Source organism: Vibrio sp. Vb0349 (assembly GCF_033338975.1).
The window spans coordinates 1-19,618 of sequence record NZ_JAWOTS010000025.1; the positions used below are offsets into that span (position 1 = coordinate 1).

21 protein-coding genes are annotated in these 19,618 nt (G+C 45.2%); 9 read left to right on the forward strand and 12 right to left on the reverse strand.

The genetic code is table 11. The annotated features are described in order from the left end of the window. Both R7Q47_RS19450 and argR read right to left on the reverse strand, forming a co-directional pair. Window positions 1–304 (reverse strand): TAXI family TRAP transporter solute-binding subunit (locus R7Q47_RS19450; RefSeq protein ID WP_318089339.1); only part of this gene is annotated, 304 nt, incomplete at its 3' end. Window positions 305–709: 405 nt separating this feature from the next. Next, entirely contained in the window at window positions 710–1,180 is a 471-nt protein-coding gene (gene argR, locus R7Q47_RS19455) for a transcriptional regulator ArgR (RefSeq protein ID WP_005379659.1), read from the reverse strand. Between the two features lie 359 nt (window positions 1,181–1,539). On the opposite strand from argR, the gene mdh reads away from it, so the two are divergent. Continuing rightward, the gene (gene mdh / locus R7Q47_RS19460) at window positions 1,540–2,475 is read left to right on the forward strand and encodes a malate dehydrogenase (protein WP_005379660.1); all 936 of its coding nucleotides are present in this window, start codon (window positions 1,540–1,542) and stop codon (window positions 2,473–2,475) included. A gap of 113 nt (window positions 2,476–2,588) precedes the next feature. Beyond that, window positions 2,589–2,780, forward strand: a complete 192-nt coding sequence (locus tag R7Q47_RS19465; RefSeq protein WP_005379661.1) for a hypothetical protein — start codon at window positions 2,589–2,591, stop codon at window positions 2,778–2,780. 94 nt (window positions 2,781–2,874) lie between these two features. Here R7Q47_RS19465 and ispB read toward each other — a convergent pair whose 3' ends face one another. Beyond that, window positions 2,875–3,846 (reverse strand): octaprenyl diphosphate synthase, encoded by a 972-nt coding sequence (ispB, locus tag R7Q47_RS19470; protein WP_025768368.1) that lies wholly within the window; start codon window positions 3,844–3,846, stop codon window positions 2,875–2,877. A gap of 256 nt (window positions 3,847–4,102) precedes the next feature. Between ispB and rplU the strand changes: the two genes are divergently transcribed. From rplU to folA, 6 genes are all read left to right on the forward strand, one after another. Continuing rightward, entirely contained in the window at window positions 4,103–4,414 is a 312-nt protein-coding gene (gene rplU, locus R7Q47_RS19475; RefSeq protein WP_005383096.1) for a 50S ribosomal protein L21, read from the forward strand. A gap of 20 nt (window positions 4,415–4,434) precedes the next feature. Then, window positions 4,435–4,692, forward strand: coding sequence for a 50S ribosomal protein L27 (gene rpmA / locus R7Q47_RS19480; protein WP_005383095.1), 258 nt, complete (start codon window positions 4,435–4,437; stop codon window positions 4,690–4,692). 212 nt (window positions 4,693–4,904) lie between these two features. Beyond that, window positions 4,905–6,080: an Obg family GTPase CgtA gene (cgtA, locus tag R7Q47_RS19485; protein ID WP_005383091.1), complete on the forward strand. Its 1,176-nt coding sequence runs from the start codon at window positions 4,905–4,907 to the stop codon at window positions 6,078–6,080. 195 nt (window positions 6,081–6,275) lie between these two features. Then, window positions 6,276–7,076, forward strand: a complete 801-nt coding sequence (locus R7Q47_RS19490; protein ID WP_005383089.1) for a threonine/serine exporter family protein — start codon at window positions 6,276–6,278, stop codon at window positions 7,074–7,076. Continuing rightward, window positions 7,076–7,549, forward strand: a complete 474-nt coding sequence (locus R7Q47_RS19495; RefSeq protein ID WP_005379665.1) for a threonine/serine exporter family protein — start codon at window positions 7,076–7,078, stop codon at window positions 7,547–7,549. The genes R7Q47_RS19490 and R7Q47_RS19495 overlap by 1 nt, the downstream gene beginning before the upstream one ends. Window positions 7,550–7,558: 9 nt before the next feature. Beyond that, window positions 7,559–8,038, forward strand: coding sequence for a type 3 dihydrofolate reductase (gene folA / locus R7Q47_RS19500; protein ID WP_005379666.1), 480 nt, complete (start codon window positions 7,559–7,561; stop codon window positions 8,036–8,038). A 269-nt stretch (window positions 8,039–8,307) separates the two neighbouring features. Here the strand turns inward: folA and R7Q47_RS19505 are convergent, their stop codons facing one another. From R7Q47_RS19505 to lptD, 6 genes are all read right to left on the reverse strand, one after another. Continuing rightward, window positions 8,308–9,114, reverse strand: a complete 807-nt coding sequence (locus R7Q47_RS19505; protein WP_167415658.1) for a symmetrical bis(5'-nucleosyl)-tetraphosphatase — start codon at window positions 9,112–9,114, stop codon at window positions 8,308–8,310. 15 nt (window positions 9,115–9,129) lie between these two features. After that, the gene (gene apaG / locus R7Q47_RS19510; protein WP_005379668.1) at window positions 9,130–9,510 is read right to left on the reverse strand and encodes a Co2+/Mg2+ efflux protein ApaG; all 381 of its coding nucleotides are present in this window, start codon (window positions 9,508–9,510) and stop codon (window positions 9,130–9,132) included. A 75-nt stretch (window positions 9,511–9,585) separates the two neighbouring features. Continuing rightward, the gene (rsmA, locus tag R7Q47_RS19515) at window positions 9,586–10,395 is read right to left on the reverse strand and encodes a 16S rRNA (adenine(1518)-N(6)/adenine(1519)-N(6))-dimethyltransferase RsmA (protein ID WP_005379669.1); all 810 of its coding nucleotides are present in this window, start codon (window positions 10,393–10,395) and stop codon (window positions 9,586–9,588) included. Further along, window positions 10,392–11,390 (reverse strand): 4-hydroxythreonine-4-phosphate dehydrogenase PdxA, encoded by a 999-nt coding sequence (gene pdxA, locus R7Q47_RS19520; RefSeq protein WP_248487298.1) that lies wholly within the window; start codon window positions 11,388–11,390, stop codon window positions 10,392–10,394. Before pdxA ends, rsmA begins: the two co-directional genes overlap by 4 nt. Then, window positions 11,380–12,663: a peptidylprolyl isomerase SurA gene (gene surA, locus R7Q47_RS19525; RefSeq protein WP_005379672.1), complete on the reverse strand. Its 1,284-nt coding sequence runs from the start codon at window positions 12,661–12,663 to the stop codon at window positions 11,380–11,382. The genes pdxA and surA overlap by 11 nt, the downstream gene beginning before the upstream one ends. Window positions 12,664–12,722: 59 nt before the next feature. Beyond that, the gene (gene lptD, locus R7Q47_RS19530; RefSeq protein WP_005379673.1) at window positions 12,723–15,068 is read right to left on the reverse strand and encodes an LPS assembly protein LptD; all 2,346 of its coding nucleotides are present in this window, start codon (window positions 15,066–15,068) and stop codon (window positions 12,723–12,725) included. 266 nt (window positions 15,069–15,334) lie between these two features. Between lptD and djlA the strand changes: the two genes are divergently transcribed. After that, on the forward strand, window positions 15,335–16,189 hold the full coding sequence (gene djlA / locus R7Q47_RS19535) for a co-chaperone DjlA (protein ID WP_005383076.1): 855 nt from the start codon (window positions 15,335–15,337) through the stop codon (window positions 16,187–16,189). A gap of 140 nt (window positions 16,190–16,329) precedes the next feature. On the opposite strand, the gene R7Q47_RS19540 is transcribed toward djlA, so the two are convergent. The 3 genes from R7Q47_RS19540 to leuC form a co-directional block, all read right to left on the reverse strand. Then, window positions 16,330–17,112 (reverse strand): DUF547 domain-containing protein, encoded by a 783-nt coding sequence (locus R7Q47_RS19540; protein ID WP_170890670.1) that lies wholly within the window; start codon window positions 17,110–17,112, stop codon window positions 16,330–16,332. Window positions 17,113–17,447: 335 nt separating this feature from the next. Next, window positions 17,448–18,050, reverse strand: a complete 603-nt coding sequence (gene leuD, locus R7Q47_RS19545) for a 3-isopropylmalate dehydratase small subunit (RefSeq protein WP_042522424.1) — start codon at window positions 18,048–18,050, stop codon at window positions 17,448–17,450. Between the two features lie 11 nt (window positions 18,051–18,061). Beyond that, on the reverse strand, window positions 18,062–19,462 hold the full coding sequence (gene leuC, locus R7Q47_RS19550) for a 3-isopropylmalate dehydratase large subunit (RefSeq protein ID WP_132936739.1): 1,401 nt from the start codon (window positions 19,460–19,462) through the stop codon (window positions 18,062–18,064). Window positions 19,463–19,618 lie beyond the last annotated feature (156 nt).

The window sequence follows — 19,618 nt, forward strand, 5'->3', positions numbered from 1 at the left end:
CAAACTTGCTCGTACCGTTGTAGCCGTGGTACTGCCAATCCGATTGCACGATACCAAAATCTAATTCGCCTGCACGGATAGTGTTAACGTTGTAAATTGAGCCACCAGTCGATTCTACTGAACAACGGATGTTGTGGTCTTTACGACCTTTATTTACCAACTTACAGATAGCACCACCAGTTGGGTAGTAAACACCTGTCACAGAGCCAGTACCGATGGTAATAAACTCTTGAGCGTTAACTGCGCCTGCGCCCATTACGGCTGCAGCGATAGCGCCTACTTTGAGAAGTTTGTTAAATGCCATGAATTTCCCTTCCTTATATTCATTATTTACCCGGAAATAACCATAAATCACTTCTGGAGTTTCCTATTTGGAAACGGCACCTTTTTCAATCCAATCGTTTGAAAAAGCGAGCGAATCATAACAAAAAATTGGCAGAAAATTATCCAATTGTTAAATGTTATAGTTGATAAGTCTGAATTTTGTATCAGGAGATAGGATTCAATTTGTGATTTAATTCTTTTTATAACAAATACTTAATTAACGTTTAGTGACTGAAATGAAAAAGATCAATTGCGTGATTTTGATCACAAAATGAGTGGTTAAAGAATGAGCGGAGTAAGCAAAAAATTTACATAAATTATGGGCTACAAAATGAGACTTCTTTTATAACCCACAATGAGTTAGCTGATTGAAGCTTTATAGAACTTAACCAGTATATTCGAACAGCTCGCACACTGATTTGAAGAGTTGCTCAGTCGTAATTGCCATGGTTGGCGTAATGAAAATGGTATCGTCACCTGCGACAACACCAAGAATACCTTCGGATTTACCGAGTGAATCAAGCAAGCGAGCAATCAACTGTGCTGCACCTGGGCCGGTGTGAATTACCACTAACGCTGCGTTACGATCGATGTCTAGTACCAGTTCACGCAGAGAGCTGCTGACTGTTGGGACACCTAGCTCAGCAGGAAGACAGTAAACCATTTCCATTTTTGCATTGCGCGTTCGGACGGCGCCAAATTTAGTCAGCATACGTGAGACTTTAGATTGGTTGATACTCTCAAACCCTTGCTGTTTGAGTGCGTCAACAATCTCGCCCTGTGAGCCAAAGCTTTCTTCTTTTAACAGGGCTTTAAAGGCGCGAACTAAGTTGTCTTGTTTTTCTGAATTGCGCATAGTCATTACAAATCTCTTATTACGGGTCAGCAATTTTGCATATTCTCGCATATATATTCAGGCGGTGCCAAAGAGTCCCAGGATTATGTTAGATGCGTCACTGTAAACTATATACCACATAGAATTCTTTAGCGCGCTGAAGTAGGGCTGTATCTGTTTTGTTGAATTCCTTGTCATTTCAACAGAATAAAAGAATAATCCAAGCCCCATTTGTAGCACGGTAACAGCGAGTTGCGCGAGGTCGCAAAGCTAGCGTTAATTGATTGTAATCAAGTTGTGATTCCGATAGCTTTATTTAAGTTGGTTACAAACTACCCTACGAATACGTTTATAAGAGAAATACTCTCAAGGAGAACTACATGAAAGTAGCCGTTATTGGTGCCGCTGGTGGCATCGGTCAAGCCCTGGCCCTTCTACTTAAGAACCGTCTTCCTGCTGGTTCTGATCTAGCCCTATATGATATTGCTCCAGTAACTCCTGGTGTGGCCGCTGATCTTAGCCACATCCCTACGCCAGTTTCTATCAAAGGTTACGCTGGTGAAGATCCTACTCCAGCACTAGAAGGCGCGGATGTTGTGCTAATTTCTGCTGGTGTTGCGCGTAAGCCAGGTATGGATCGTGCGGATCTATTTAATGTAAACGCTGGTATCGTTAAATCGCTAGCGGAGAAGATTGCGGTTGTTTGTCCGAAAGCTTGTGTTGGTATCATCACAAACCCTGTAAATACAACAGTGCCAATTGCTGCTGAAGTTCTTAAAAAAGCGGGTGTTTATGATAAGCGTCGTCTATTTGGTGTAACAACGTTGGATGTTATCCGTTCAGAAACGTTTGTTGCTGAGCTAAAAGACAAAGATCCAGGTGACGTTCGCGTGCCAGTAATTGGTGGTCACTCTGGCGTAACGATCTTACCTCTACTGTCTCAAGTAGAAGGTGTTGAGTTTACAGCTGAAGAAGTAGAAGCATTAACGAAACGTATTCAAAATGCAGGTACTGAAGTTGTAGAAGCGAAAGCGGGTGGTGGTAGTGCAACACTATCAATGGGCCAAGCTGCATGTCGCTTTGGTCTGTCTCTGGTTCGTGCTCTTCAAGGTGAAGAAGGCGTAGTTGAGTGCGCTTACGTTGAAGGCGACGGCGAACACGCGACTTACTTCGCGCAACCTGTAAAACTGGGTAAAGAAGGCGTTGAAGAAGTACTAAGCTACGGCAAACTCAGCGATTACGAAAAGTCTGCATTAGACGGTATGCTAGAAACACTAAATGGCGACATCAACATTGGTGTTGAATTCGCAAAGTAACCTAGAAAGCCTATATAAGAAGAAAGCCGATCATCTTGATCGGCTTTTTTGATCCTTGATTTCTCAACTTCGTAAAAATGGTCGAACAAAACCACGTAGTGAAGGAGAAGATGATGGAAGCGAGTCGAATCCGTAAAGGCATGGTTGTTGAGTGCCAACAAGGCGTCGGTACGATATTAGTGGTCGACCATGAAGCAGAGACGGTATTGTTGTCCAAACAAGGGACTGAACAGCAACTCGCCGTTAGCTTTGATGAAATAGAAGATGATCCACAACTGCATGGCGGTAGTGACAGATATTACTAGCGCCTCGGGGCGTCGTCATTAGGTATCAAACGTAAAAAAGGAAGAGCATGCTCTTCCTTTTTGCTATAAGTCTTGCGTTATGGGTAGCTATTGATTACTTCGTGCGTTGCACTGCGACATGAGCCAGAGTAACAAGCGCTTGTTTGTATTCAGACTCTGGCAACACTGATAGTTCTGCGATTGCTTTGTCTGCTTCTTCTAGAGCTTTTTGCGTTGTGTATTCCAGAGAGCCTGCTTCTTTCATGACCGCAAGAATTTCTTCTAAGCGATCCATGCCATTCGCTTTCTCAATCGCTTCACGAATCATGATTGAGTTTTCTGGTGTGGTATTACGCATAGCATGGAGTAGAGGTAAAGTTGGCTTGCCTTCGGCCAAGTCATCACCCACATTTTTACCCATGTCTTCGCCATCAGAAGTGTAATCCATGACGTCATCAATGAGCTGAAACGCAGTGCCTAGATACTTACCGTAATTTTGCATTGCGATTTCAACATGCTCAGGAGCATCATTTAAGATTGCACCGATTTGAGTTGCGGATTCAAATAAGCGCGCAGTCTTAGAGTAGATGACTTGCATGTAGCTTTCTTCTGTCGTGTCAGGGTCGTTACAGTTCATCAACTGCTGTACTTCACCTTCGGCGATCACGTTTACGGCATTGCTCATTAGTTTAAGGATCTTCATGGATCCTAGTTCCGTCATCATCTGAAATGAGCGTGTATAGATAAAGTCCCCAACTAATACGCTAGCCGCATTGCCAAATGCTGCATTCGCAGTGGCTTTACCACGGCGCATGTCTGATTCATCTACCACGTCATCATGCAGCAAAGTCGCTGTATGGATGAACTCAATAAACGCAGCTGCCATTGTATGACCATTGCCTTGGTAACCAAGTGCACGGGCTGACAGTATCGCTAAAAGCGGTCTTAGACGTTTGCCTCCACCACTCACGATATAAAAACCGAGCTGGTTGATTAAAGAGACATCAGAATTAAGTTGGGCTTGAATTGTTTCATTCACTTTTGCCATGTCATCGGCAGTAAGCGCTTGGATAGTTTTAAAATCCATCGTATATCCGGCTGAAGTTAGACCCTGCAAGGCTTATTCGATTTATATAATTGTCGAATAATACACTAAAAAACGTTGATTAATACATTACTAAAGGGCATGATTGCCGCACTTTTCTTTGGCGATTAGCTTTTCGCCAATTTTTTCAAAATATGGCTTGTCATAGGAGCATCTATTCTGTAGAATCTGCGCCCTATTGATGATTAGTTTAGCGCACACCCTCAAGAAAGGCTGTGCGGAAAAAGCGGAGTAAAATATGTACGCTGTTTTCCAATCTGGTGGTAAACAACACCGTGTAAGCGAAGGTCAAACTCTTCGTTTAGAGAAATTAGACGTTGAAACTGGTGCAACTGTAGAATTTGATAAAGTTCTTCTTGTTGCTAACGGCGAAGACATCAAAGTTGGTGCTCCTCTTGTAGAGGGCGGCAAAATTGTTGCTGAAGTTGTACAACACGGTCGTGGCGATAAAGTTAAAATCGTTAAGTTCCGTCGTCGTAAGCACTCTCGTAAGCAACAGGGTCACCGTCAGTGGTTCACTGAAGTGAAGATCACTGGTATCAACGCTTAATCTATTAGGAGAGTTTAACAATGGCACACAAAAAAGCTGGTGGTTCTACTCGTAACGGCCGCGATTCAGAAAGCAAACGTCTAGGTGTTAAGCGTTTCGGTGGTGAATCTGTACTTGCAGGTAACATCATCGTTCGTCAACGTGGTACTAAGTTCCATGCTGGTAACAACGTAGGTATCGGTAAAGACCACACTCTATTCGCTCTTACTGAAGGTAAAGTGAAGTTCGAAGTGAAAGGTCCTAAGAACCGTAAGTTTGTAAGCATCGAAGCTGAGTAATTAGGTTTTTAACCAAATTACTTAATAGCTTTAAGCTGAATTCAAAAGCCCTGCCGAATCGGCGGGGTTTTTTATTTGTGGCAGTCGACATATCGAAGTTTCTCGCTAAGATCCTAAGCGATTTGAATCTGGGAGCTTAGATCTGTCATCTGCTAAAATTGTCGGATGACATAGTAAGATTTAATCCACGCACGAAGTAGTCGGAGTAAAAGATGAAGTTCGTAGATGAAGCGGTAGTAAAAGTTCAGGCTGGTGATGGCGGTAGTGGCGTTGTCAGTTTCTGGCGTGAAAAATTCATCACTAAAGGTGGCCCTGATGGCGGTGATGGCGGTGACGGTGGTGATGTTTATATCCAAGCCGATGAAAACCTAAATACCCTGATTGATTACCGTTTCCAGCGCTTCTACGAAGCTGAGCGTGGTGAAAACGGTCGCGGTGGTAACTGTACAGGTAAGCGTGGTAAAGACATCGTTCTTCGTGTACCTGTGGGTACGCGCGCTGTGGATATCCACACAAATGAAATCGTGGCGGAAGTTGCTGAACACGGTAAGAAAGTGATGATCGCAAAAGGCGGTTGGCACGGTCTAGGTAACACGCGTTTCAAATCTTCAGTAAACCGCGCGCCTCGTCAGAGAACATTGGGTACAAAAGGTGAAGTACGCGAAATTCGCCTTGAGCTATTGCTTCTTGCTGATGTGGGTATGCTTGGTCTACCTAATGCTGGTAAATCAACCTTTATCCGCGCAGTATCAGCAGCAAAACCGAAAGTCGCTGATTACCCATTCACGACTTTGATCCCAAGCTTGGGTGTCGTAAGTGTCGTACCAGAGAAAAGTTTTGTTGTTGCAGACATCCCTGGTTTGATCGAGGGTGCAGCAGATGGCGCTGGCCTTGGTATTCGATTCTTGAAGCACTTAGAGCGTTGTCGAGTGTTGCTGCACATGATCGATATTATGCCAATTGATCAGTCCGATCCGGTGCAAAATGCATTGACGATCATTGATGAACTAGAGCAATACAGCGAAAAACTGGCAAGTAAGCCGCGCTGGTTAGTGTTCAACAAAGTTGATCTAATGCCTGAAGAAGAAGCGAATGAGAAGATCCAAGAAATCTTAGACGCACTAGGTTGGGAAGACGAGTACTTTAAGATCTCGGCGATCAATCGTAACGGTACTAAAGAGCTTTGTTACAAACTGGCTGACTTTATGGATAACCTACCTCGCGAAGAGGAAGAAGTGGCTGAAGAAGATAAAGTTAACTTCATGTGGGATGATTACCATAAAGATGCGATGGCGGGTAAAGACGTTATCACTGAAGATGACGACGACGATTGGGATGACTGGGACGATGAAGAAGATGACGGTCACGTTGTCTACGTTCGTGACTAATCAGAACGGTCAAACAATGCCTGTTTGCCTATAATTCATTAAGCCGCAATTATTTATTGCGGCTTTTTTTGTATCTAAATCATATTTAGGTGATGTGATTTACGGCACAATAACCGATACGTCGTGTTTTTTGAGGGTTAGTTTGGCCCTCGCGCGTATGAATGAGTAACACCCTAAAAGGAATTAGACTTATTTATGACTCTAGAAACCATACCGCCTAGAGAGTTGGCGGTATCTACTCAACGATCGATTTCTCGTCTTGTCGCCCAAGCCGGACAAATGCTACTTGCTCATGGTGCTGAAAGTACTCTTGTGAGCGATATTATGCGTCGTATTGGCCTAGCTTGTGGGGTGAATGAAGTTGCGGTAGCACTATCAGCTAATGCATTGGTTGTGACGACGGTAATGGATGGGCATTGCATCACCACCACCCGAAGCTGCGCTGATCGTGGCATCAATATGCGCGTTATTACGCAAATTCAACGAATCTGTATCATGATGGAGCGTGGTCTGCTCGATGCAACCATGGCGCAGAAAAAGCTGAACGCTATCAGTCCAGAGCGTTATAACCGCTGGTTGGTGGTGTTTATGATTGGCTTGTCTTGTGCGGCATTCAGTCATCTAGCTGGTGGTGATTGGGGAGTCTTCATCATGACCTTTTTAGCTTCAGCTGGTGGCATGATCGTTCGCCAAGAAATTGGTCATCGTCATTTCAACCCTCTATTGAACTTTGCTGCGACCGCTTTTGTGACTACCTTAATTTCAGCACAGGCGGAAATTTACCAAATCGGTAATCTACCTACCGTAGCAATGGCATCGTCAGTATTAATGCTTGTACCTGGTTTCCCACTCATTAACTCTGTCGCAGATATGTTGAAAGGCCACATTAATATGGGGATTGCTCGATTTGTGATGGCTAGTTTACTAACGTTGGCGACATGTTTGGGGATCGTTGCTGCGATGAGTGTAACTGGAATTTGGGGGTGGGCTATCTAATGAGTTTATTTGATTTGATGTTTGGCCTTTTGAATGACATGTTTTTTGCGGCGATTCCCGCCGTAGGATTTGCATTGGTTTTTAACGTGCCACAAAGAGCCTTAGTGTATTGCGCTGTTGGTGGCGCGATTGGTCATGGTAGCCGCTACTTGATGATGCAGTTTGGCATTCCTATTGAGTGGGCAACCTTTTTTGCTGCGACGTTAGTTGGGATGATTGGTGTGTACTGGTCTCACCGTTTTCTCGCGCATCCAAAAGTGTTTACTGTGGCTGCTTTGATCCCGATGGTGCCGGGTGTGTTTGCGTACAAAGCAATGATCGCTATGGTAGAAATCAATCATGTTGGCTACTCACCCGAGCTTGTCGCAACCTGTATGGAAAACTTTCTTAAGGCCATGTTTATTATTGCAGGTTTAGCAGTTGGTCTTGCGGTTCCAGGGCTGTTATTCTATCGCCGCAGACCTATTGTATAAGGACCTAACATGATCATTAGTATGATTGCCGCGATGGCCGACAATCGCATCATTGGCAAAGACAATCAAATGCCTTGGCACCTTCCCGCCGATTTCGCTTGGTTTAAGCGTTGTACCATGGGAAAACCGGTTGTGATGGGACGCAAAACCTATGAGTCTATTGGTCGCCCTTTACCTGGTCGCTTGAATATTGTTATTAGCCGTGATGAGACACTAAAGATCGAAGGTGTCACTACCGTAACATCGATTGAGCAGGCTCTGGAAGTCGCAGGTGATGTGGAAGAAGTGATGATCATTGGTGGTGGTGCGATTTACACCACTTGTCTGCCTATGGCCAATAAACTGTATGTAACACACATTGAAGCGGCCATTGATGGTGATACTCAGTTCCCAGATTGGGGAGACGAGTTTAAGGAAACTTACTCAGAAATGTATCAAGCCGATGAGAAGAACGCCTACAACATGCGCTTTACTGTGTTAGAAAAGTAATTCGAGATTAACACCGCGTAGTTAATACGGTAATGCCGTTCGTATAACAGCGAGCGGCCATCCCAACCTACCGTCATCCTGAAAAGCGACGAAAGAGCGAGATTCAGGAGCCTCTATACGAGTACTTTGTTGTCAAAGGTATTTCTATCTATTCGCAGCGCGAGGATATTCGATTTCTAGTCTCGTTAAGGCTCGTTGGAATGACCCTACAGGAGGTGTTAAGTGACAGGTATTCCTCCTACTATGGATTATCGACTGTTATTCAGTGTTTAACTTAACGCATCCTGAGTAAAAATTTTCTTATCTTCCCAACGGATCATGGTTAGGCTTCCGCCCCAAACACAGCCAGTATCTAGCCCGATGACTTCGCTGTTCATATAACCTTGCAGTGCAGCCCAGTGCCCAAAGAGCACCGCTTTGTTTAAGTGGATACGTTTAGGCACCTCAAACCATGGAATAAGTTCGTTACCGGAAACTTGTTGCGGTGGCAATTTACAATCCATATCCAAACGACCATCAGGGAAACAAAAGCGCATCCGCGTAAAAGCATTGATAATATAACGGTATCGGTCCAAACCCTGTAGAGAGTCATCCCAGGAATCCGGTTGATTGCTGTACATGTTTTTTAATAGCCAAGGCAGCTCTTCACTTTGGATGATGCGCTCAACTTCACGGGCACACTTTCTCGCTGTTTTTAGATTCCACTGCGGTGATATGCCAGCGTGACACATCACGAACTCGTCATGCTCGGCCATTAGAGGTTGCTGAGCTAGCCATGTCAGTAGTTCCTCTTTGTCAGGGGCCGTGAAAATAGGTGCGGTTTTATCTTTGTCTTTGACCTTTTTTATCCCGTGAGCCACTGCGAGAAGGTGAAGGTCGTGATTACCAAGCACCACGATTGCGTTTGCGCCAAGTGACTTCACAAAGCGTAACGTTTCTAGTGATTTAGGCCCTCTGGCGACCAAATCACCAGCAAGCCAAAGTTGGTCTTTTTTCGCAGAGAAAGATACTTTTTCTAGTAGTCGCTGCAATTCATCAAAACAGCCTTGGATGTCACCAACAATATAGGTAGCCACTGAATCTCCAATTTACTAATTTAAAACATTTGGAACAGCCAAGCGAAATGGTTCGATTTCGGTGATGAACTCTTGCCCTTTCTCATCCAGCATTTTGTAGTGTCCTTGCATAACGCCGACAGGGGTTTCTAACGCGGTTCCGCTACTGTACGTGTATTCATCATTGCTTGGAATAAAGGGCTGCTGGCCTACCACTCCGTCACCTTCAACCGTCATTTGCTTGCCATTCGAGTCTGTGATTAGCCAGCGGCGGCTCACTAACTGTACGGTTTGTTGGCTAAGGTTTTTGATGGTGATGATATAAGCGAAAACGTAGCGTTGTAGCTCTGGGTTGGACTGTTCTTCGATGTATTTGGTGTGAACTTGAATTTTGATGCAAGGTTGAATGACGTCCATGTGCACTCCTCAGAAACGTAATATCCCAATAATAATAAGCCAAACCTACAAGGGTTTGGCTCATTGTTTGAGTTCTTAGTGCTGCGGGTTATCCGCAAGCCAGTTCGCCATTGCGACGAATTGTTCTAGCGTCAGGTTCTCTGGACGCATGCTTGGATTAACACCTAGCTCTTCTAGTACTTCTGTGCTTAACAACGATTTGTAGCAGTTACGAACTGTTTTACGACGTTGGTTAAAGCCTTCACGACAAACGCGATCGAGCAAACGCAGATCTTTCGCCGGGCATGGCAGCTCTTCGTAAGGCACTAAACGAACAACGGCAGAATCCACTTTCGGTGGTGGAACGAATGCCGTTGGCGGTACTTCCAGTACCGGTACCACTTTACAGTAGTACTGAGCCATTACCGTTAAACGGCCGTAAGCTTTGCTGCCAGGGCCGGCGGCTAAGCGGTTTACCACTTCTTTTTGCAGCATAAAGTGCATGTCTTGAATGTCTTTATGGAACTCAAAAAGGTGGAACATCAATGGTGTAGAGATGTTGTATGGTAAGTTACCAAAAATGCGCAGCTTGTTGTTTGGCTTCACTAGTTGAGTGAAGTCAAAACGCATAGCGTCACCCTCATGGATGGTCAACTTATCTGCCAGTTCAGGGTGAGTACGTAGGCGTTCCGCCAGATCGCGGTCTAATTCGATAACTGTGAACTTATCTACTTCACGACCTACCGGCTCAGTGATTGCACCAAGACCAGGACCGATTTCAACCAGGTTTTGACCTGGTTTTGGGTTAATCGCTGATACGATCCCATCAATAATGTATGGATCGTTCAGGAAGTTTTGACCAAAACGTTTACGCGCTTTGTGTCCTAAATGGACATCATTTCTCATTGTTTCTTCTCTACCAAATCTATCGCATGCGTGAGCGCTGTTCGGAAACTCCCTGTATCCGCTTGACCTGTCCCTGCCAGATCTAATGCAGTACCGTGGTCCACCGATGTTCTAATAAAAGGTAGACCAAGAGTAATGTTTACTGAACGACCAAAGCCTTTGTATTTTAATACTGGCAACACTTGATCATGGTACATGCCTAAAACAGCATCAGCATCATTTAAATATTTTTCATTGAAAATGGTATCAGCCGGCAGAGGGCCGATCAGGTTGATACCTTTTTCTTGTCGAATTTTTTCCAGTGTCGGAGTTATGGTCTCGATCTCTTCACGACCTAAGCAGCCATCTTCGCCAGCATGAGGGTTAAGCCCGCAAACGTAGATGTTTGGTTGTGCGATAGCAAACTTTTCTACAAGGTCTGTATGAAGAATATCGATGATTTTTTCTAATCGCTCTTCGGTGACAGCTTTGGACACATAAGCTAAAGGAATATGTGTTGTAACCAGCGCCACGCGTAGTCCTTCCGTTGCTAGCATCATTACGACTAGCGGCGTTTGTGACTTCTCGGCGAAAAATTCAGTATGACCACTGAATGCAACACCTGCGCGATTAATCACCCCCTTATGAACAGGGCCGGTGACAATAGCATCAAATTCATCATTCATACAGCCTAAAGCCGCTCTTTCTAGCGTTTTTAGTACATAGTGGCCATTCGCTTCATTGAGCTCGCCTGCGACCGCAGGTTCCGATATTTGGATATGGTCAACGATAAGCGTGCCCGCTTTTTGTGTTTTAGGTGCTTCTTCTGGATTGTAATCAGACAGTTGGACTTCGATGCCAAGCTGCTTGGCTCGCTCCGTCAGCATATTCTTATCGGCACAGACGACAATTTGGTGCGCCCAATCTTCTTTCGATAGGGCAAGCACTAAGTCTGGGCCGATACCCGCAGGTTCCCCTGCGGTTACGACAATTCTACGAATTGTATTAGTTGTCATTGTTGTCATCCACGATTTCAACAAACGCACTTGCGCGTAGCTCTTGCATCCATGCGCCCGCTTCTTCATTAAATTTACGATTAAATAGAATACGGTAAGCTTTGTTCTTCATCGCTGAGTCAGTGCGGTCAACTTGGCGACGATCCAACACTTCAACGATATGCCAGCCGTGAACGGTTTTGAACGGTTCGCTGATTGAGCCAACTGGCAGAGTTTCTACTTGGTGCTTAAATTCTGGCACGTAAAGATCTGGTGTTTGATAACCTAGTTCACCGTCTTGTGCTGCCGAGCCAGGATCTTGACTGTATTGTGTTGCCAATTGAGCGAACGTTGCTTCACCGGCTTTGATGCGGCGTACAAATTCATTCAGTTGCTTCTTCGCCCCTTCGTCGCTCAGAATCACGGTTGGTTTAATCAAAATATGACGCGCATTTACTTCCGTTACCGCAACCGTTTCTAGGCCTTTTACATCCTCTATTTTTAGGATGTGGAAACCAACGCCACTACGGAATGGACCAATAATGCTGCCTTTGTTTTGCATCTTGATCTGATCAGCAAAGATGGTTGGCATCTCTTCTTTACGCATCCAGCCCCAATCACCACCTTGTAAAGCTTTAGGACCTTTAGAGTAGGTGTAGGCCATCTCCGTAAAATCTGCACCTTCGTTTAGCTTTTTCGCGAGCGCTTTAGCTTCTGCTTCTACAGCAGATTTTTCTTTATCGTCAGAGAAGCGCAGTTGAATGTGTCCAATTTTGTATTGAACAGTTGCATTGGTTTCTTGTGATAGTTGCTCAGCAAGGCTATCGACCTCTGCTGGAAGGATATTAATACGGCGACGAACCAGTGCATTGCGGGCTTCTGATGCGGCGATTTCCTTACGAATTTGTTCGCGGAATTCTGGGTAACTTAAACCTTCACTTTCTACAGAAGCAGCGAGTTGTTCTACCGATTGCTCATTATTACGTGCGATCTCTGCAATCGCTTGGTTTAAACGGTTGTCGTCAATACGCACACCAATACGGTCTGCTTCTTGGCCTTGCAACGTATCAATGATAAGTTTTTCAACGACTTGTTCTTTTAACACGCTGGTAGAAGGTAAGCTCTTTCCACTTTGACGAGCGTTGGCTTGCAGCGTTTTCATCGCTGTTTCGATGTCGCTTTGTAGAACTACACCGTCATTCACGATGACCGCAACCTTATCGATCTCTACTGGTGCTGCAACCGCTCCGCAAGAGAGTAGGGTCGTGAATAAGATTGATTTCCAAATTTTCATTTAAAATTCCGTCAGTATTTTTGAATAGGCGTCTTATTCATTTAAGACGCCTATTTTGATTAATTGTTCAGATAGAATGGGCGGCCGTACTTAATCGCGTTGTCAGAACCATCCAGTTCTTTGACAGCAGTGTCTTCACGCTGGTTGGTCGCAAAGCCTTGAATACCGAAGTTAACGCTGAAGTTATTTTCGTATTCAGGTGATGCCCCGGTGCTGCCGATAGCTTGGTCTTCCCAACCAAGCAATTGGTTTGAGTAAGTGACGCCAATGTACCAACAGTCAGATTGGTAACGCAGGCTCGCTAACCATTCTAGGTCCGCATTTTCATTGAGGTCGTAGTAGTATTGACCACTCGCAGACCAGTTCGGGTTGAACTCGTAGGCCGCTACAATACCTGCTTGAGAAATACCTTTACGAGTAATTGTGTCTAGGTTTTCGAGAATGATCGTATCTTCGATGTATTCACGCGTAACGTAGCGATAGTTACCCTGAATAAAGCCGCCGTTGAATTGGTATTCCAAGGTACTGTTTGCCAACTGCATGGAGCTCAAATCAATATCGTATTGAATTCCACCGTGATAGAACAAGTAATCGTTGTAGTTGAAATCAGCTTCAATCGCCCATGATGAGTAATTGGTGGTCTCATCCGGAAGATTTGGACTATTGCTCAGTTTGGTCTTCTTATCGAAGTAGTAAATCTGACCAAATGAAACGTTAAGACGCTCTTTATAGTCATCATCAAAGAAGCGAGTACTCGCACCGTAGCTTAACTGGTTCGCCGAGGCGATTTTATCAATGCCACTGTACTTACGACTGCGGAATAGCCCGTAGTAGTCGGTTTGTAGCAAGGTGGTATCGTAGTTGTAGATGTTGGTTTGATCTTCTTCAGGTACGTACAAGTACTGCAGCTGAGGCTCCAGTGTTTGTGTGTAGCCCTTGATCCAGCTTGTATCTCGCTCTAAGTAAAGTTGTGCATGCGTACGGAACTCAGGAATAACACGAGAAACTTCATCATCCAACTGGTTTTGCAAGTTTACATCTGTCAAACCCGTTAAGTCTTGAGAGTAATACGTAGAGAGCACGCGAGCTTCTGTTGTCCACGTTGCCCATGAGTTTGAGAGTGGTAATGTAAGCCCTGGTTCAATGTGAACACGGGTCGCATTTGGTCGCGCAGCATCGCTGGTATCGAAGCGGCTGACTTGGCTCTTAACGTCAAAGTTAAGGTAGTCTCCCCACAATGGCGTGTAGTAGTTCAAGTCTAACTGAGGAAGCAGGCGATAAGGGCGGTTCTCTTCTTTCAATAAGATTTGGAAGTCACGAACGGTTAACGAGGCATCCCAGAAGTCAGAACGATATTGTACTTGTCCTTCTTGAACCAGTTGACCATCTTCACGGTTACCAATGTCGGAGTCGAGATCGAGGAAGTAATCAATATCACTCACTTTTGAGTAATCAACTTTGACTATCCACTGTTTATTGATGATACCGTCGTGTTTAACTTGGTAGCCCCAACGAGACTCGTCCTGATATTTGCGATCACTATTGAGGTATTCGCCTTTGATTTCCCCATTTCCCCAACCATCTGTTAGGTAGCGGAAGTCAGTATCGAGTTTTGTACCACGTTGCTGCATATAGAGCGTGGTGAGTGTCATGTCATATTGAGGCGCGATGTTCCAATAGAATGGCACCTCGACTTCCATACCATCACTAGAACCGTACGATAAAGAAGGGAAGAGGAAACCCGTTTTGCGCGTATCTCCAATTGGCATGGTTAGATACGGCACATAGAAAACAGGCACATCTAACACTTCAAATCGAGGATGATGCAGCGTCGCTGTCTCTTCATCTTGGTCAACATCGATGCCTGACGCAACCAATCGCCATGAATTATCGCCTTGAGGGCACGATGTGATAGAGCCGTCTTCGAGTTCATAAACCGACTGACCTGTGCGAGCGATATAGGCTGCAGTGCCTCGGCCTTGTTGGCAAAGGAACTGATAATCGGTGTTCTCAAGCGAAAACGTATCTTGATTAATGTCGTTAGTAACACGATCAGATCGAGCTTTGACTTGGCCGTCATTGAAAGTCACGTTGCCTTCGGCAACCACGACGTTGTCTTGTTGGTGCAGCGTTACGCTATCTGCGGTAATTTTCTTCTGGCCTTGGGTGACTTGTACATTACCTGAGTACTGAGCTTTGTCACCATTGATGGCTTGCAGGGTGTCAGCTTCTACCACTACTGGGGTATTAAGAGCGTCCTCCTCGCCACTTGTATCGACCAAACATTGATCTGTGGCGGGCATTTCCTGCACACTATCATGGATATTCGCTTCAGCTTGAGTGGTGGGTACAAACAAGGCGGTGCTGATAGAGGCCGCTAAAAATGTGCGGGAGAAATGTTGCATTGAATTGAACTTTCCTGTGTCACTACTACTCGATGGCTATAGGGCTTGTTGTACCCTAGCGTAATAGCCAAATGAATCAACTATAGTCGCATTTATCCCAGCGTATTGATTCACTGTGGCATAATGACGACAAAATAGCTGCAAAGATAAGCAGGCGAAATGGCCTAGCCGAAATAAAACTAATTCCATTATCATAAAGGAAATCGTTGCATCCGGCACTATAAGACCGCCGTCGTCGATAAAAATTCATTGATAGAGAACACATAATGCATATTTTTGGCAAAATTCTGGGTGCCTTTTTTGGCTTGTTACTTGGCGGGCCGCTAGGTTTACTCTTTGGCTTATTTATTGGCCATCAATTCGATAAAGCACGTCGCTTGAGTCAAGCCGGGTTCTCTACTGGCGGCTTTGGAAAAGGGCCAAGTCAAGCTCAGCGCCAAGAAGAGTTTTTTAAAGCGGCGTTTGCGGTAATGGGACATGTGGCAAAAGCGAAAGGCCAAGTCACCAAAGAGGAAATCCAACTGGCTTCAGCCATGATGGACCGCATGAATTTGCATGGCGAACAGCGTCGCGCAGCGCAAGACGCGTTTCGTGAAGGTAAAGACAGCGACTTTCCGTTAGAAGATGTTCTTGTTCGTGTGAAAATTTCGACAGCTGGTCGCTTTGACTTGTTGCAATTTTTCTTAGAGCTGCAAATCTCGGCGGCCTTTGCAGATGGCTCGATCCACCCGAGTGAACGAAATGTACTACACAAGATTGCACGTGGTTTGGGTTTCTCTTCTGAGCAATTAGAGCGTCGTTTGCAAATGCAAGAAGCCGCATTTCGTTTCCAAAGCCAGGGCGGTTTTCATGGTCAGCATCAAGGCCAATCTTCAGGTGGTAGCTGGCAACAAGCTTCACAAGCGGATCAGTTGGCCGACGCGTACAAAATTCTGGATGTGTCTTCAGATGCAGACAGTAAAACCGTTAAGCGTGCTTATCGTAAACTGATGAACGAGCACCACCCGGACAAATTGATGGCTAAAGGTTTACCACCAGAGATGATGAACGTCGCGAAAGAGAAATCTCAAGAGATTCAAAACGCTTACGATCTTATTAAGAAGGTTAAAGGCTTTAAGTAGTCGGACGTTTTCTATCAAACATTTGGATGTAAAAAAGGGCACTCAGTGCCCTTTTTCATGTCTTAGTCTTTGAGTTGCCTGTGTCTTTAGCTTTTGGCCTATCATGTCCCTAATGCTAATTGACCTCACATCCCCCCAGTTTAGTTGGCTTGATTCAAGTCCCAATCGTATTCGTATTTCACTTTGCCAGAGAAGTTTTTGTATTGCGGAGCATACTTTGCGATGTGTTTGAAGATTTGTTTTTCTCCACCAAAGTCCGTTGCAAACCAATCATAAATAGAAGACAGCTGTGCCGTGTTTCCTTGGATAGATACGCCTTTGCTGCTGTTGATAAATGTTTTGGCGGCACTATCCAGTAGAGCTTGCGTGTTGTCAGCAGTGAATGCTTGAGCTTGTAGGTTAGGGCATCCTAGGCTGGCACAGTTAACCGCGTAATGCGTTCTTGGGTCATTCCAAATTGGACGCAAAATTCGATGTTCAATATCGTTTAAAGTTAGATCCTTCCCATTGACCACGACCACATCGTCTCCCCAAGGACCAAAGCTAAATAAACCACCTAGCTTGGTGATTGATTCGACTGGATAGTTATCCAAAATAAGATCTACCGTGATGGCGTTGTAAAGGTTTACCCAATAGGCATATTGCTCTGCTTGGTTGTATTGTAGAGGGTCTAGTTTTGCCAAACGCTGGATGTATTGTTTCAGCTTAGTTTTATCGACAGAGGAGACTTGGCTATAACGAAACAAGGTATTCTCGCCTTGTTCAACTAAATAAGTATCGAGCAGTTGTTGCCATTCTTGATGAGAAATTTGGGTTTGGTTGGCTTGATTCGATTGTTTCCAATATGGCCATAAGTCGGATTTAGGCGCGGACAATGTCGAGAAAGAAACCAGAGCACACAACAGCAATAACAGACGCTTCATAGAGATACCTTTGAATGAGATATTGTTGATAGTGTAGACCAGTTTAGTGCTTGTTTTCTTTCAGTAATCAGTAGCCTTTATTCGCTGTCATTCTGAGGAGCATAAGCGATACCAGGAATCTAATACCCACAAACTCTTGAGTAAAGAAAGTATGAATCTGCACAGTGCGCTCTGGTAGTCGATCCTGAATCACGCTCCTTCGTCGCTGTTCAGGATGACGAATTTCAACAGAGGCGTTCGGTATTCCGTAAGCAAAGCGATATAAAATCAGTTGTCTAAATAATTAAAAGGGCCGACAATTGCCAGCCCTTGATTTGTGTATTTACTAACGCGTCTTAACGCAAGAAGCTTGGAATATTCGCTTCGTACTCGGCAATCTTATCTTCGTGCTGAAGGGTTAGACCAATGTTGTCCAAACCGTTTAGCAAGCAATGACGACGGAACGAATCGATTTCAAAGCTGTACTCTTTGCCGTTGGCACGAACCACATTCGCTTCTAGGTCGACCTCGACTTCTGCACCTTCATTCGCCTCAACAAAATGGAAGATTTCATCCACTTCTTGCTCAGTCAAGCGAACTGGTACCATTTGGTTGTTGATCGAGTTGCCGTAAAAAATATCGGCAAAGCTTGGTGCGATCATCGCTTTGATGCCGTAATCCGCTAGTGCCCACGGTGCGTGCTCACGAGATGAGCCGCAGCCGAAGTTCTCACGAGCCAGCAAGATAGACGCGCCTTGGTAGCGAGGTGCGTTCATCACGAACTCTGGATTTGGCTGTTCGCCAGCATCGTCTAGGAAGCGCCAGTCATGGAATAGGTGCTTACCAAACCCTAGACGGGAGACCTTTTGTAGGAACTGTTTTGGAATGATGGCATCAGTATCTACGTTCGCTGCATCTAGAGGAACAACTAAGCCTGTGTGTTGTTTAAAACCTGACATTGGTTTGCTCCTTAGTCCAGTTCACGAATATCAACAAAGTGACCAGCAATTGCTGCTGCCGCTGCCATCGCAGGGCTCACTAGGTGGGTACGGCCATCACGACCTTGGCGGCCTTCAAAGTTACGGTTTGAAGTAGACGCACAACGTTCATGTGGACCCAAACGGTCATTGTTCATTGCTAGACACATCGAGCAACCTGGTAGGCGCCACTCAAAGCCCGCTTCTTTAAAGATAACGTCCAAGCCTTCCGCTTCTGCTTGCGCTTTTACTTGCTCAGAGCCAGGAACGATCAGCGCTTGAACGTGAGACGCGACTTTGCGACCTTTCGCTACTTCAGCGGCTGCGCGCATGTCTTCGATACGTGAGTTAGTACAAGAACCAACGAAGACTTTATCGACGTTGTAATCAGATAATGACTTGCCTGCCTCCAGGCCCATGTAAGCCAATGCTTTTTCTGCCGATGCTTTTTCTACTGGGTCGGCAAAGCTTTCTGGTGCTGGGATCGGTTGATCTACTGCGATCACTTGGCCTGGGTTAGTACCCCAAGTGACTTGTGGTCTGATATCCGCTGCGTTTAGTGTCACGACTGCATCAAACTGAGCATCATCGTCCGTTTTTAATGTCTTCCAGTACTCTACTGCTGCATCAAAATCCGCACCTTGAGGTGAGAATTTACGGCCTTTAATGTATTCGAACGTGGTTTCATCTGGCGCAATCAAACCGGCTTTCGCACCTAACTCAATCGCCATATTACATACGGTCATACGACCTTCCATTGAAAGGTCAGTGATCGCTTCACCACAGAATTCAACCACGTAGCCTGTACCGCCAGCAGCTGTAGTTTCACCGATGATTGCTAGCACAATGTCTTTCGCAGTAATGCCCGGAGCCACTTTGCCTTTCACTTCGATCTTCATCGTTTTAGCGCGCGCTTGTTTTAGCGTTTGAGTTGCTAATACGTGCTCAACTTCTGATGTACCAATACCAAAAGCTAGCGAGCCGAATGCACCGTGTGTAGCAGTGTGCGAGTCACCACAAACAATGGTCATGCCCGGTAGGGTAATACCAAGCTCTGGGCCCATAACGTGCACAATACCTTGGTATTTATGGTTGATGTCGTAAAGCGTAACGCCAAACTCTTCACAGTTTTTCGATAGCGTTTCCATCTGGATACGAGCCATCTCACCGGATGCGTTGATATCTTTGGTGGTTGTCGAAACGTTGTGGTCCATGGTGGCAAAAGTTTTGCTGACCTGACGCACTTTGCGACCTTTTTCACGCAAGCCGTCAAATGCTTGCGGAGACGTCACTTCATGTACCAAGTGACGGTCGATGTACAAGATTGGGTTTTCCCCTTCTGCTGCGACGGCAACGTGTGCGTCGTAGACTTTTTCGTATAATGTTTTGCCCATTGTTTGCTTCCTTTCCTCGTCGCCGTTGCCGCAATAACTGCGTTAGCGACACCCATTTATCCAGTTATTTAGCGAACTAAACGCCTTAATATAAATGGGCTTGCTGCCTTGCTATTGCACCAATGACTTAGAGGAAAGCCATTGGTTGACCGAGGA

Coding starts and splice junctions, on each gene's coding strand:
- argR (WP_005379659.1), bottom strand. CDS start 1,180: ATGCGCAATTCAGAAAAACAAGACAACTTAGTTCGCGCCTTTAAAGCC.
- mdh (WP_005379660.1), top strand. CDS start 1,540: ATGAAAGTAGCCGTTATTGGTGCCGCTGGTGGCATCGGTCAAGCCCTG.
- R7Q47_RS19465 (WP_005379661.1), top strand. CDS start 2,589: ATGGAAGCGAGTCGAATCCGTAAAGGCATGGTTGTTGAGTGCCAACAA.
- ispB (WP_025768368.1), bottom strand. CDS start 3,846: ATGGATTTTAAAACTATCCAAGCGCTTACTGCCGATGACATGGCAAAA.
- rplU (WP_005383096.1), top strand. CDS start 4,103: ATGTACGCTGTTTTCCAATCTGGTGGTAAACAACACCGTGTAAGCGAA.
- rpmA (WP_005383095.1), top strand. CDS start 4,435: ATGGCACACAAAAAAGCTGGTGGTTCTACTCGTAACGGCCGCGATTCA.
- cgtA (WP_005383091.1), top strand. CDS start 4,905: ATGAAGTTCGTAGATGAAGCGGTAGTAAAAGTTCAGGCTGGTGATGGC.
- R7Q47_RS19490 (WP_005383089.1), top strand. CDS start 6,276: ATGACTCTAGAAACCATACCGCCTAGAGAGTTGGCGGTATCTACTCAA.
- R7Q47_RS19495 (WP_005379665.1), top strand. CDS start 7,076: ATGAGTTTATTTGATTTGATGTTTGGCCTTTTGAATGACATGTTTTTT.
- folA (WP_005379666.1), top strand. CDS start 7,559: ATGATCATTAGTATGATTGCCGCGATGGCCGACAATCGCATCATTGGC.
- apaG (WP_005379668.1), bottom strand. CDS start 9,510: ATGGACGTCATTCAACCTTGCATCAAAATTCAAGTTCACACCAAATAC.
- rsmA (WP_005379669.1), bottom strand. CDS start 10,395: ATGAGAAATGATGTCCATTTAGGACACAAAGCGCGTAAACGTTTTGGT.
- pdxA (WP_248487298.1), bottom strand. CDS start 11,390: ATGACAACTAATACAATTCGTAGAATTGTCGTAACCGCAGGGGAACCT.
- surA (WP_005379672.1), bottom strand. CDS start 12,663: ATGAAAATTTGGAAATCAATCTTATTCACGACCCTACTCTCTTGCGGA.
- lptD (WP_005379673.1), bottom strand. CDS start 15,068: ATGCAACATTTCTCCCGCACATTTTTAGCGGCCTCTATCAGCACCGCC.
- djlA (WP_005383076.1), top strand. CDS start 15,335: ATGCATATTTTTGGCAAAATTCTGGGTGCCTTTTTTGGCTTGTTACTT.
- R7Q47_RS19540 (WP_170890670.1), bottom strand. CDS start 17,112: ATGAAGCGTCTGTTATTGCTGTTGTGTGCTCTGGTTTCTTTCTCGACA.
- leuD (WP_042522424.1), bottom strand. CDS start 18,050: ATGTCAGGTTTTAAACAACACACAGGCTTAGTTGTTCCTCTAGATGCA.
- leuC (WP_132936739.1), bottom strand. CDS start 19,462: ATGGGCAAAACATTATACGAAAAAGTCTACGACGCACACGTTGCCGTC.